The sequence below is a fragment of the Streptomyces sp. NPDC001770 genome, assembly GCF_053596135.1.
Map to the genome: position 1 here is coordinate 17,233 of NZ_JBSFFN010000032.1, position 13,236 is coordinate 30,468.

A 13,236-nucleotide genomic window follows, 5' to 3' on the forward strand; every position below is an offset into this window, starting at 1 on the left:
GTCACGGGCAGCCGGAAGCGCGGCGGATGACACGGACGGGCCGCGAGTGGGTACTCAACCGGTCATGACGCCCACCGCCACGTACCGGCTCCAGCTCCAACCGGACTTCACCTTCGCGGACGCCGGGGAGGCGGTCCCGTACCTCGCTTCGCTCGGCATCTCCCATCTGCACCTCTCGCCCGTCCTGGAGGCGGTGCCCGGGTCGCGCCACGGGTACGACGTCACCGATCCCGGCCGGGTCCGCGCCGAGCTGGGCGGCGAGGAGGGGCTGCGAGGGCTCGCGGCGACCGCTCGCGCGCACGGGATGGGGCTGGTCGTCGACATCGTGCCGAACCACATGGCCGCCTCCCCGCGCCACAACAGGGCACTGTGGGAGGTGCTCCGCGAGGGGCCGTCCTCGCCGTACGCCCGCTGGTTCGACATCGACTGGGAGGGCGGCGGCGGAAAGGTGCTGCTGCCCGTGCTCGCGGGCCCGGTCGGCGACGAGCTGGGGCGGCTCGCCGTCGACGGGGGCGTGCTGCGCTACGGCGAGCAGGAGTTCCCGCTGCGCCCTGGAACCGAGGGTCTGGCGCTGCCCGGACTGCTGGATGCCCAGCACTACCGGCTCGGCTGGTGGCGGCTGGCCCGCACCGAGCTGAACTACCGGCGGTTCTTCACCATCTCGGACCTGATCGCCGTACGGGTCGAGCACCCCGAGGTCTTCGACGCCACCCACGGCAAGATCCTCGGACTCGTCCGGGACGGCGTCGTCGAGGGGCTGCGCATCGACCATCCGGACGGCCTCGCCGACCCTGCCGGATATCTGGAGCGGCTGGCCGCGGGGACCGGCAGCCGGTGGACCGTCGTGGAGAAGATCCTCACCGGCGAGGAGACCCTCCCGGCCGGCTGGGCGGTGGCCGGAACCACCGGCTACGACGCGCTGCACCGCGTCGACGGCCTCTTCACCGATCCGCTCGGATCGGCCGAACTCCTCGGCCACTACCGCGCGTTCGCCGCCCCCTCCGCCGACGAGGGCGGCTCCTGGCCCGAGACCGCGCGGCGGGCCGCACGGCGCGTCGCCGGTCACGACCTCGCCGCCGAGACGGCCTGGCTCACCCGGCTGGCCGTTCGGATCTGCGCCCGGGACCCCCTGCTCCGTGACCACGCCCCGTGGGCGCTGCGCACCGCCGTGACCGAACTGCTGGTACGTGTCCCGGTGTACCGGCCGTACGTCGCGGCGGGCGGACCGGTCACCGAGTCCGCCGAAGCGGCTCTCCCGGATGCGGCGGTTCGGGACGCGAAGGCCGCGTTCTCCGTACCCGAGGAGGCCGCGGCGGTGGACGTGGTGCGGGAGCTGGCGCTCGGGAGGCTGGGGGACGGTCCCGAACAAGTGTCCTTCTGCGCCCGGTTCGCCCAGACCGCATCCGCCCTGCACGCCAAGTCCGAGGAGGACAAGGCGTTCTACCAGTACGTCCCGCTGATCTCGGCGACCGAGGTGGGCGGCCGGCCGGGCAGGCCCGCGGTGGATCCCGCCGCCTTCCACGCGTTCTGCGCCCGGCTGGCGCGTGACTGGCCGTCCACCGGCACGGTGCTCACCACGCACGACACGAAGCGCAGTGCCGACGTCCGCGCCCGGATCGCCGCCCTCTCCGAATGCCCCTCCCGGTGGGCGGAGTTGGTGGGCCAGGCGACGGGGGCGACCTCGGCGAAGGCGCCGGACGGCCAACTCGCATGGCAGGCATGGCAGTCGGCCCTCGGGTGCGTGGACCTGCCTGCCTCCGAGGCGGCGGGCAGGCTGGAGCCCGCGCTGCTCAAGGCGGTGCGCGAGGCGGGCCTCCACACCACCTGGACCGAGTCCGACGCCTCCTACGAGCGTGCGGTGTCCGACTTCGTCGCCGCGGGCCCCGGCAGCGCCGGTGGGCCCTCCCGGGACCTCCTCGCCACCTTCGCCCGCTCGCTCGCCCCTCAGGTGCGGGCCAATGTGCTGGGTGCGGCGCTCGTCCACCTGACGATGCCGGGAGTCCCCGATCTCTACCAGGGCACGGAGCGTGAGTACCTCGCCCTGGTGGACCCGGACAACCGGCGCCCCTTCACGGAGCCGGAGCCCGGAGCAGGCCCCTCGGCGGCCACCGGAGGCTCCGGCACCTCGGACGAGAAGGCTCGCCTGACCGCCGCCGCGCTCCGGCTCCGCGCGGAACTCCCGCACGTGTTCGGCGAGTCGGGTACGTACACTCCCCTCACCGCGCGGGGTGCGGCGGCGGAGCACGCGGTGGCGTTCTGCCGGTCGGGCGAGGTGGTCACGGCGGTGACCCGGCTCTCGCTCCGGCTCGCCGAGGCGGGCGGCTGGGCCGACACGGTCCTGCCGCTCCCGGACGCCGGCCCCTGGCACGATCTCCTCGCCGCGGAGGGGGAGTTCGGCGGCGGCGAGGTGAAGGCCGCCGAGCTCTTCGCCGCACGCCCGGTCGCGCTGCTCAGGAGGGGGCCTCGGGGGTAGCGCGAGGCTGGGCCGCGATCGGACGGACAGCGGACGGCCCGGCCTCAGAGGGACGGCAGGTCACCGGGCGGGAGGGCCGCCGGCCGGTCCGGCGGGAGGGGCGGGGGCGCGGTCAGGCGGAAGGTCATGTGACCGAAGCTCACCTGGTCGCCCTCCCGGACCGGAACCAGGCCGACGACCCGCTGCCCGTTGACGCAGGTGCCGTTGGTCGAGCCGAGGTCGCGGAGCAGCCAGATTCGCCCCCGCGCGGTGAGTTCGGCGTGGTTGCGGGAGACCGTCTCGTGGTTGAGCCGCAGCCCGTTGCCCGGGTCGCGTCCGATGAGCAGCGGGTACGGTCCCGGGGCGGGCAGCAGGAGTTGGGGCAGTTTTCCGGCCCGCCAGGCCATCCGAAGCCGCCCCGGGAAGCCCGAGACGCCGCCCACCGCGCGCATCAGCCCCTGGCTCCAGGCGCGTTCCTCGCGCAGGTCCGCGGTGAGAGCCACCAGGTCCTCGGGGCGGTGGGCGGCGAGGGCGAGTTCCATCCGGCGCAGGAAGGTGTCGTGGGAGAGGCGGCCCTGCGCGGCGCCCTCTCTGAGCACGCCGAGGACACGGTCGCGCTGGGCGTCGGACACCCGCGCGGAATACGTGTGGAACTCGGAGGAGGACGTCACAGGGTGATTGTCGGGCCGGGCGCCCCGGGGTGTCCAGAAGGGACGGTGCAGGACCGGGGCGAGGAGGGCCACCCGGCCGGAGGGCAGGGCCCCGGAGAGATCGAGGCCGGGTACTACGGCCACGGGGTGGTGGGCCCCTCCCTCCGCCGTGCCGACATGGTCTCCTTCCCGCTCGGCCAGGTGACCGACCGCACCCGTCTGCGCGAGGCCCCGCGGTCAGCAACTGAGCCGGGCACCGGGGACAAAAGACGGTGCGTGGGCGTCCGCCTCGCTGCTATCGTCTGCCGCCGCGAGCGCCCGGTGATCACCGGGGCCGACGATCCCCTGGAGCAACGTGACACCCGCTGTACCCGACCTGACCTTCCGTCCGCTTTCCGGCTCCGCCGAACTCCCCCTCTTCCAGAGCCTGTCCTACGTCCTCGACCACGAGGTGGCCGACGACATCGAGGCGGGGCGGCGGAGTCCGTCGTGGCTCTGGGTGGCCCTGGACGGCGACCGGGTGGTGGCACGGGCCGGGTGGTGGAGCGGCTCCGGTGGCGCTCCCGCGCTGCTCGACTTCTTCGACGTGGACGACACCCTGCCCGCGGCCGAGCGCCTCCGGGTCGGCGCCGCCCTCGTGGAGGCCGCCACGGCCGCCGTGGTGCCCCCGGGGGCCCCTCGGCCGGAGTACGAGCGTTTCGTGCCGCCCGACTGGCGGGAGGACCCGGCCGCGCGGGCGGTGGTCGAGGCGCGGACCGGCGCTCTGGAGTCGACCGGGGCGCGGCTGCTGGTGGAGCGGCTGCGGCTGGAGTGGCGGGCCGGGACCCCGGTGCCCGAGGACACCGGGCGCCTGCGGTTCCGGCCGGTCAGGGACCGCGAGGACCTGGTCGCTCTGATGACCCCGGTGATGGAGGGCACCCTCGACGCGCACGGGAAGCAGGACCTGGCGGCCGGGCTGTCGGCGCGCGAGGCGGCCGAGCGGCACTACGACGAGGAGCTCGCGCGCTACTCGACCCCCCGCGACTGGTGGCGCGTCGGCGAGCTCCCGGACGGGGAGCCCATCGGGTTCGTCGTCCCGGCACGCAACAACTACAACCCGGTCATCGCGTACATCGGGGTGCTGCCCGGCCGTCGCGGGCAGGGGTACGTCGACGAGCTGCTCGCCGAGGGGACCCGGGTGCTCGCCGCCCAGGAGGGGGTCGAGCGCGTCCGGGCCGCCACGGACCTCGGCAACCAGCCGATGGCCCGGGCGTTCCGGCGGCTGGGGTACGTCAACTTCGAGCGGGCGCTCAACATGGTCTGGGACTGAACCGGTCCGGGACCGAGCCACCCGCCCCGTGGTCAGCCGGCCGCCTCCGCCTCCGCCGCCCGGTCCTGCGCGAGCCATTCAAGACGCTGCAGCTGCTCCTCGGGGATGGCGGCGTCCTCGCCGCGCGGTCCGACGTTGAGCAGTAGGTTGCCGCCGTCGGCCGCGGTGTCCCGGACCAGTGCGGCGAGGGTCTCGCGGCCGAGGAAGGCACCGGGCGGGGAGTTGCGGTTGTAGCCGAAGCTGTGGTCGATGCCGCGGGTGATCTCGTACGGGTCGGGGCCCGTGTAGCGGGCGAACTCCGGTGTACGGAAGTCGTAGTAGGGCGGCTTGCGCGGGACGAACCCCTCGTCCTGGGCGATCGTCCGCCGCTCCCAGCGGTCGTACAGCGCCCCGGCACCCGGGAGGGCGAAGGTGCGCCAGAGCGGCGAGCGCGGCAGCAGCCGGTCGTTGACCACGCCGTGCGGGACGGTGAAGCGGTAGAAGTCGATCAGCCGGCGGACCTCGGGGGTGCCGGCCGGCCAGGCGATGTCGTTCCAGAGGATGTCCGGGCGGTACCGCCTGATGAGTTCCCGCAGTTGGGCGTCGGCGTAGGCGGGGTACGCACCGCGCGGTACGGAGGCGAGCATGTCGGCGGCGGTGCCGACCGGGCGGCTGTCGAAGGTCCAGTCGAGCCCGCCGGAGTAGTACACGCCGAAGCGCAGCCCCTCGGCCCGGACCGCTTCGGCGAACTCGCCCACTACGTCACGGGTGGTGTGCCAGCCGGCCCGGTTCGGGTTGCGCACCTCGGAGGGCCAGAGGCAGTAGCCGTCGTGGTGCTTGGTGACCAGGACGGCGTAGCGGGCTCCGGCGGCGCGAAAGGCGCGTGCCCACGCGGAGGGGTCCCAGCCGGCCAGCCCGTCCTCGAACTCCCGGCCGAAATCGGTGTACGGCTTGTCGCCGTAGGTGGCCCGGTGGTGGGCGGAGACCGGGCTGCCGGGGAAGCGGAGCCCGTTCTCGTACCACTCGGCGTACGAGGTCCAGGCGAGTGGGGCGGCCCGTCCGGCCCGGGGGAGGTCGGCGGGCGCGGTGTGGGGCGGAGCCCAGCCGGGGACCGACGCGGGCGTCCAGTGCACGAATATCCCCAGGCCGGCCTGGGTCCACCATTGAGCAACCATGGCGCGAAGTATCGGTCACCGGGGCCCGGTCGGGAAGCCCTTCCCGCCCCGCGCCCGCGTCAGCCCGGCCGTACGGCGGTCTCGGCGCCGGCCGGTTCCGGGAGCGCCCCGGCGGTGGACTGGCCGATGATGCCGGCTCCCGCCGGACCCTCGCCCGCCGGAACGGATTCGGCCGGCGCGCGCTGGGCCCGGATGACGTCGCGGTACCAGGTGTAGGACTCCTTCGGGGTCCGGCGCAGGGTCTCGTAGTCGATGTGGACGAGCCCGAAGCGCTTGCTGGCTCCCTCGGTCCACTCCACGTTGTCGGTGAGCGACCAGGTGAAGTAGCCGCGTACGTCGACGCCTTCACCGATCGCCCGGTGCAGGGCGCCCAAGTGGCCCTCCAGGAAGGCGATGCGGCGGGTGTCGCTGACGGCGTCGTCCACCGCGCAGCCGTTCTCGGTGATGTAGAGCGGCGGCAGCCGGTCGCCGTAGCGGTCGCGGAGCTGGACGAGGGTCTCGCGCAGCCCGTCCGGGACGACGGGCCAGCCGAAGTCCGTCTTCTCGTACCCCTCGATCTCTCTGATGCCGAATGGGAGTTCGGCGGGGATCTCGAATCCGGCGAAGGAGTCGAGCGCTTCGGGACGGGGGGCGCCGACGAGGGTGGGGTTGTAGTAGTTGACGCCGTACCAGTCCAGCGGGGCCGAGATGGTCTTCAGGTCGTCGGCGACCGGGCCCGGCATCAGCGCGGCGAATCCCTCGTCGGGGTAGCGGCCGGTGAGCAGCGGGTCGGCGAAGAGCCAGTTGGTGAGGGTGTCGTACAGGGAGGCCGCGTCCCGGTCCTCGTCCGAGTCGCCGGCCGTCCAGACGGGGGTGTGCGAGACGGCGATGCCGATGTTGGAGGCTCCGGCGGCGCGCAGCGCCCGGACGGCCAGCCCGTGGGCGAGGAGCTGGTGATGGGCGGCGGGCAGGGCGTCGAAGAGCAGGGTGCGGCCGGGCGCGTGCTGCCCGAGGGCGTAGCCCAGCAGGGTGACCTCGGCGGGCTCGTTGATGGTGATCCACATGGGGACGCGGTCGGCGAGCCGTTCGGCAACGATGCCCGCGTACTCGGCGAAGCGGTAGGCGGTGTCGCGGTTGAGCCAGCCGCCCTCCTCGTCCAGCGGCAGCGGGGTGTCCCAGTGGTAGAGCGTGGGGGCGGGGGTGATGCCCCGGGCGCAGAGTTCGTCGACGAGCCGGTCGTAGAAGTCGAGTCCGGCCGGGTTGACCGCGCCGCTGCCGCCGGGCACCACGCGGGGCCAGCTGATGGAGAAGCGGAAGGCGTCGGCGCCGAGCCCGGCGAGCAGGCCTACGTCCTCACGCCAGTGCTCGTGGAATCCGGTCCCCCGGGTGGTGTCGGTGCCGTCCTTGATGCGGCCGGGCACGGCGGCGAAGGCGTCCCAGCCGGAGAGGCCCTTGCCGTCGGCCTCGACGGCTCCCTCGGTCTGGAACGCGGAGGCGGAGGCTCCCCAGAGGAAGCCGGGAGGGAACTTCGGCACGGTCATTTCGGCCTCCATCAGCCGTACGTCGGCGTACGTATGAGCAGGATCGGGCAGGGCAATGATCAGAGCAGACCTTAAGGGGTGATCCGTACTCCTGTGCGCCGATGCGCGGAACACGGGACATCCCTTCGGTCGGCCCAGCGGAACCGGTCCAGTATTCCGGGCGGGGCGTGCGACTTCAGCCGATCATGAAAGCTGGTCCGGACTTCCCTCCGGCGCTTCCGGCTTTTCATACGAATCACTGACACATGACGGACGGGGAGTGGCGGATGCGGTTCGAGGTGTGGGCCCCCGGGGCCGGTTCGGTCGGACTCCAGCTGTCCGGCACCCGGCTGGCGATGGGGCGTGACGGGTCCCGAGCGGGCTGGTGGACGACCGAGGCGGACGCGGCCGACGGCGACCGGTACGGCTTCTCGGTGGACGGGGGGCCGCTGCTCCCGGACCCGCGCTCCCGGCGCCAGCCGGACGGTCCGGACGGGCCGAGCGCGGTGGTCGACCAGGAGGCTTACGCCTGGCGGAGCGACTGGCGGGGGCGCGGGCTGCCGGGCGGCGTGCTGTACGAGCTCCACGTCGGTACGTACACCGGCGAGGGCACCTTCGACGCGGCGGCGCGGCGGCTCGGCCATCTGGCGGAACTGGGCGTCACGCACGTGTCGTTGATGCCGGTCTGCCCGTTCCCCGGCTCCCACGGCTGGGGGTACGAGGGTGTGTCGCTCTGGGCCGTCCACGAACCGTACGGCGGCCCCGCGGGGCTGAAGCGGTTCGTGGACACCGCGCACGGGCTCGGGCTCGCGGTGCTGCTGGACGTCGTCCACAACCACCTCGGCCCGTCCGGCAACTACCTCCCCGCCTTCGGCCCGTACTTCACCGAGACGCACCACACCCCGTGGGGCGCGGCGGTCAATCTGGACGCCCCCGGTTCGGACGAGGTGCGGGCGTATCTGCTGGGCAGCGCACTGGCCTGGCTGCGCGACTACCGGCTCGACGGGTTGCGGCTGGACGCGGTGCACGCCCTCGCCGACACGCGGGCACTGACCTTTCTGGAGGAGCTGGCGGCCGGGGTGGACGCCTTGGCCGCCGAGGTGGGCCGGCCGCTGACGCTGATCGCAGAGTCCGACCTCTGTGACCCGCGCACCACGACCCCGCGCACGGCGGGCGGGCTGGGGCTGCACGCCCAGTGGAACGACGACTTCCACCACTCCCTGCACACGGCCCTCACCGGCGAGTCGCAGGGCTACTACGCGGACTTCGCCGCCGCACCGCTGGCCGCGCTGGCCAGGACGGTGACGCGGGCCTTCTTCCACGACGGCACGTACTCCAGCTTCCGGGGGCGGTCGCACGGCCGCCCCGTCGACGTCACCCGCACCCCCGCCCACCGCTTCGTGGGATACGCCCAGACCCACGACCAGATCGGCAACCGGGCCCTCGGCGACCGGCTCGCCGCCTCCCTCTCCCTCGGCCTCCAGGCGTGCGCGGCGGCGCTGGTGCTGACCGGCCCGTTCACCCCGATGCTCTTCATGGGCGAGGAGTGGGGGGCCCGGACCCCGTGGCAGTTCTTCACCGACCACACCGACCCGGAGCTGGCCGAGGCGGTACGCAACGGCAGACGGCGGGAGTTCGGGGCGCATGGCTGGGCCGAGGAGGACATCCCCGACCCGCAGGATCCCGCGACCCGCGAGCGGTCCTGCCTGGACTGGAGCGAACGCGAACGCGCCCCGCACGACCGGCTGCACGCCTGGTACCGGGAGCTGATCGCACTCCGCCGGGCCGTGCCCGACCTGCACGACCCGGACCTCGCCTCGGTGAAGGTCGCCTTCGACGAGGAGGCCCGGTGGCTGGCGCTGCGCCGGGGCGACGTACGGATCGCGGTCAACCTGTCCGGTCGGCCCGTCGCCGTCCCGCTGGGCGGCGGGCGGAACCGGGCCGGCACCGGGCGGGTACTGGCGGCGTGGGAGCCGGTGGAGGCACCGGGCGCGGACGGACTGCTGCGGCTTCCCGCCGAGTCGTGCGTGGTGCTGGCGGACGGGTGACCCGGCGGGGCCCGGTCTCCTGTCGGAGGGCGGGGCGGAGGGCGCGACTGGCGCGGCGGCGGCTGATGTGGTGCCTCCGCCCGCTGCTTCCGGTGGCGGGCGGGGGTCAGCCGGTGCCCTCGTAGGCCTCGATCCTCTTCGAGACCGCGTCCTGCAACGGTCCCAGGCGGTCGACCAGTTGCTGGAGGTCGGCGGTGCGGCCGTCCGACCACTGCCCCATGCCGACCGTCGCCACGCGGCCGTAGCCCGTGAACGCCTGCACCAGCCCGCTGTCCGCGGGCAGGGTGGGCAGGCCCGATCCGGGCGGCGGGGCCTGCACGGCGACCTCGTAGTCGTCGAACGCGCCGGAGAGCCCGCTGACCACCTTCACCGTGTCCAGCGGATCCTTCATGGTGAACACGGCCAGGTCGAACTGGTTGTCCTGGTCGTCCTTGTAGAGCGCGACCTGCTCGCCCACGCACCCCGCACCGGCCTCGATCAGGGCGATGAGCCCGGCGCCGACCTGGTCCGGCTGGGTGCAGGAACCCACCGCGGTCGCGCCCACCTTGGTGAAGGTGGTGCCGGACGCGCCCGCGACCTCGGCCGGGAAGACGTCGGCGAGGGGAATCATCGGCCGCCCGGCCGCAGCAGCACCGGATCCCGGCCGGCCCGAGGCCGAGGCCGACGCGGAGGCGGACTCGGAGGCGGACGCCGTGGCTGCGGCGGACGCCGTGGCTGCGGCGGACGCCGTGGCTGCGGCGGAGGCGGTGGCTGCGGCGGAGGCCGTCGCGGTGGTCACGCGGGCGTTCGAGCCGTCGTCCGCCTCCCCGCCCGTGAACCGGAGCACGCCGAACGTGGCGCCCGCCGCGAGCAGCGCGAGCGCCACGTTCCGGGGCCACACCCGGGCGGGCCCGGGCTCGGGGGCCTCGGGTCCGTCCTGGCCGGTGGCCGGGCGGGAGTACTCGTCCATCAGGGTCTTCCACCGGTCGTCGAGGGAACGACCGGAATCCGTGGGTCTCTCATCGTTGTGGGACATGGGCGAACCCTATGGATCACCACTGGCAGGAGAACCACGGCCCCCGGGCGGCGGGGCGACGGGTCCGCCGCGTGATCCCGGGGCCGAACCCGGCCTGTTGCAGGCCGCGTTCAGGCCGCGTTCCGTCACTGTTCCGGAGATGTTCGAGCAATGTGCGGGCGGAGTTCGCGCCCTATCCGACGATCGCGAGCTCGCGGGCGGTGGAATTGAGCCGCCTGCCGCCGTCCCCGGTGACGGTGACGATGTCCTCGATCCGCACGCCGAACCGCCCCGGGAGGTAGATCCCCGGCTCCACGGAGAAGCACATCCCCGGTACCAGCGGCTGCTCCTCGCCCTCGATCATGTAGGGCGGTTCATGGGTGGTGACCCCGATGCCGTGGCCGGTGCGGTGGATGAACCGGTCGCCGTAGCCGAATTCGGTGATGACCGCGCGCGCCGCCCGGTCGACGTCCTGGCAGGCGGCCCCGGGCCGCACGGCGGCGCACCCCGCCGCCTGGGCCTCGCGTACGACGTCGTGGACCCGCTGCTCCTCGGCGGTGGGCTCGCCCACGTGGACCGTACGGGAGGTGTCGGAGCCGTAGCCGTACCGCAGGCCGCCGAAGTCGAGGACCACCATGTCGCCGTGCTCGATCACCCGCTCCCCCGCCTCGTGGTGCGGGTTCGCGCCGTTCGGGCCGGAGCCGACGATGGCGAAGTCCACCTGGGAGTGGCCGAATCCGATCAGCAGCTCCGCCAGGTCCGCCGAGACCTCGGTCTCCCGCCGGCCCGCGAAGGGGACCTTCAGGATCTCCTCGTACGTGGCGTCGGCCGCCGCGCCCGCCGCCGCGAGCCGCTCCAGTTCGGCCGCGTCCTTGACCGCGCGCAGCATCGGCAGCACCTGGGTGAGCGAGGCGTAGGAGGTGCCGGGCAGCAGCTGCTGGAGCCCGAGCAGGTGCATGGCCCAGGCGTTGTCGCTGATCCCGTACCGGCCGGCGGCGTCGAGGAGGGGGGCGGCCACCTCGTACGGGTTCCTGGCGTCGGTCCAGTCGCGCAGGGAGAGGGCGGGGGCGCCGGTCGCCGCCTCGGCGTCGGGCGCCTCCAGGGTCGGTACGACCAGCACCGGCTCCTGACCTGGGGTCAGCACGAGAAGGGTGAGGCGCTCTGTGCTGACGGGCTGGTAGCCGGTCAGGTGGACGAGGTCCGGGCCGGGCGCCACCAGGACACCGGCGAGCCCGGCCTCGGCGGCGGAGTCGGCCGCACGGGCCATCCGGGCCCGGTAGACGTCGGCGGTGAAGGGCTCGGGCGGGTTCGGGCTGGTCATGCGGGGGCCTCCAGAGATGCTGCCGGTACGGATGCCGGTGGCGGCGCACCGCTGCGCGCGCCGCACGGAGCATCCTGCCGCCGCCCGCCGCGGGACGCGAGCGCCGGGCGGGCGTGGCGGGGCCGACACCGGCGAAATCATGATCCAAAACAGGTTGCCGGGCCGCCCCGCTTCCTGGTTCCCTACCGGGGCGCGGGCACGAGCCCGGGCCCACCCACCATCACCGTCACCATCACCAGAGCGAGGACCCCCATGCAGCCGGGATACGGGATACGCACGCCCCTCGAATCCGACCTCCCGGCGATCCTCTGCACCGTGAACGCCGCGGGCCGGGCCGGGGACGCCACGGCGGCGGCCCAGACCGTCGACGAGTACCTGCGGATCTGGTCGCGTCTGGACCGGGAGCGTGACACGTGGATCGCGACCGCTCCCGGCGGGGAGATCGCGGGGTACGGGCACCTGGCCGCCGAGCCCGGCGAGGGCCGCGCCCACGCCGACGCGTACACGCGTCCCGGCCACGAGGGCGCGGGCGTCGGCACCCGGCTGCTGGAACTGGCGGAGGCCCGGGCCACCGAGCTGGCGGCCGGTGCCGGCCGGACGCTCTCCCTGGTCAACTACGTCTACCTCGGCGGCGCTTCGGAACGGCTGCTGCTCTCGCGCGGCTACCGCCGGGCACGGGTCCATCAGCGGATGGCGATCGCGCTGGGCGGGCCGCTCGCCGCGCCGGTGTGGGCGGACGGGGTCACGCTGCGGGCGTGCGCCGGGACCGCCGAGGACCTGCGGGCGGTGCACGGCTGCGTCGAGGAGGCGTTCGGCGACCGCTGGGGCGGCGGGCCCCGCCCGTACGGCGTCTGGGCCGACGACCTGCTGTACGACGGCTTCGATCCCTCGCTCTGGCTGCTCGCGGAACGCGAGGGCCGGATCGCGGGGGCGGCACTCTGCCGGTTCCGCGACGTCCGGGGTGAACCCGCTGGCGAGGTGGGCCAGTTGGCGGTTCGACGGGAGGACCGTCGCCTCAGGATCGGACGGTCCCTGCTACTCAGCTCCTTCGCGCTCTTCGCCGGGCGCGGCGCGTCCTCGGTCGGGCTGGACGTCGACAGCGAGAGCCTGACGGGTGCTCATGTGCTGTACGCACGGGCGGGGATGACGGTCACGGTCTCCATCGGCCGGTTCGAACGTGAGGTGCCGGGCGGGAGCGCCGACGGCTTCGGCGCACCGGGCTGAGCCGGACGGTCCCGTGCGTCGGGCGGGAGCGGCCAGGGCGCCGATGGCCCGGCCGAGAAGTCGCTGCTCGTCCTCGGGCAGCCACCGGGCGGCGTGCACCATGTGCAGGGACGTGGTGAGCCGTACCAGGTCCTCCTCCGTGCCGAGATCCGCGAGGTGGGCGGGGAGGATCAGCCCCAGGGCCCTGAGGTCGCCGCGCGCAGAACCCGGCGAGCAGGGCGGACAGGAGGCCGCCGGCGTCACCCGGTACGGCCGCCCCGGTGGTGCGAAGCCCCTCGGCGATCGCCGCCCTGACCCAGTCGGCGTACGGCCCCGGCGGCAACGCGCCGGTACGGGCGGCGGCCAGCCCGAAGTTCTCGCGCGCCTCGTCGGGCTCGCCGAGGTCCTGGTGCGCCTTGGCCACGTTGGCGTACAGGGAGGGGTAGAAGGCCGCTACCCGCTCGTCGCCGACCAGGTCAGCGCGGTGCAGGCACTCCCGGTTCCAGTGCAGGGACAGCTCGGGCGTGGGCTGGTGGCGGGCCAGGTAGTGGGCGGCGACGCATGCCTCGTAGTCGTCCGTGGCGCTCTCCCACGCCTGGTGGAAGA

General features: G+C 74.0%; 9 protein-coding genes. 4 read left to right on the forward strand and 5 right to left on the reverse strand.

Features of this window, described 5'->3' with window-relative positions; genetic code table 11:
• Window positions 1–64: 64 nt before the first annotated feature.
• Window positions 65–2,473, forward strand: a complete 2,409-nt coding sequence (gene treY / locus ACWCSV_RS25585; protein ID WP_451145953.1) for a malto-oligosyltrehalose synthase — start codon at window positions 65–67, stop codon at window positions 2,471–2,473.
• A gap of 44 nt (window positions 2,474–2,517) precedes the next feature.
• Here treY and ACWCSV_RS25590 read toward each other — a convergent pair whose 3' ends face one another.
• Window positions 2,518–3,123 (reverse strand): FHA domain-containing protein, encoded by a 606-nt coding sequence (locus ACWCSV_RS25590; protein WP_451146080.1) that lies wholly within the window; start codon window positions 3,121–3,123, stop codon window positions 2,518–2,520.
• Between the two features lie 334 nt (window positions 3,124–3,457).
• Here ACWCSV_RS25590 and ACWCSV_RS25595 point away from each other — a divergent pair, with 334 nt between their 5' ends.
• Window positions 3,458–4,411 carry a GNAT family N-acetyltransferase gene (locus ACWCSV_RS25595; protein WP_451145955.1) on the forward strand — a complete coding sequence of 318 codons (954 nt, stop codon included), beginning with the start codon at window positions 3,458–3,460 and terminating at the stop codon, window positions 4,409–4,411.
• A 32-nt stretch (window positions 4,412–4,443) separates the two neighbouring features.
• Here ACWCSV_RS25595 and ACWCSV_RS25600 read toward each other — a convergent pair whose 3' ends face one another.
• Window positions 4,444–5,565, reverse strand: a complete 1,122-nt coding sequence (locus ACWCSV_RS25600) for an alpha-L-fucosidase (RefSeq protein ID WP_451145957.1) — start codon at window positions 5,563–5,565, stop codon at window positions 4,444–4,446.
• Between the two features lie 59 nt (window positions 5,566–5,624).
• Entirely contained in the window at window positions 5,625–7,085 is a 1,461-nt protein-coding gene (locus tag ACWCSV_RS25605) for a GH1 family beta-glucosidase (RefSeq protein WP_451145959.1), read from the reverse strand.
• A 266-nt stretch (window positions 7,086–7,351) separates the two neighbouring features.
• Between ACWCSV_RS25605 and treZ the strand changes: the two genes are divergently transcribed.
• On the forward strand, window positions 7,352–9,112 hold the full coding sequence (gene treZ / locus ACWCSV_RS25610; protein WP_451146082.1) for a malto-oligosyltrehalose trehalohydrolase: 1,761 nt from the start codon (window positions 7,352–7,354) through the stop codon (window positions 9,110–9,112).
• A 106-nt stretch (window positions 9,113–9,218) separates the two neighbouring features.
• On the opposite strand, the gene ACWCSV_RS25615 is transcribed toward treZ, so the two are convergent.
• Both ACWCSV_RS25615 and ACWCSV_RS25620 read right to left on the reverse strand, forming a co-directional pair.
• Entirely contained in the window at window positions 9,219–10,127 is a 909-nt protein-coding gene (locus tag ACWCSV_RS25615; protein ID WP_451145961.1) for a hypothetical protein, read from the reverse strand.
• A 172-nt stretch (window positions 10,128–10,299) separates the two neighbouring features.
• Window positions 10,300–11,427, reverse strand: coding sequence for a M24 family metallopeptidase (locus tag ACWCSV_RS25620; protein WP_451145963.1), 1,128 nt, complete (start codon window positions 11,425–11,427; stop codon window positions 10,300–10,302).
• 252 nt (window positions 11,428–11,679) lie between these two features.
• On the opposite strand from ACWCSV_RS25620, the gene ACWCSV_RS25625 reads away from it, so the two are divergent.
• A complete protein-coding gene (locus ACWCSV_RS25625; RefSeq protein WP_451145965.1) occupies window positions 11,680–12,651 on the forward strand; it encodes a GNAT family N-acetyltransferase in 972 nt (323 codons plus the stop codon).
• The last annotated feature ends 585 nt before the right edge of the window (window positions 12,652–13,236 follow it).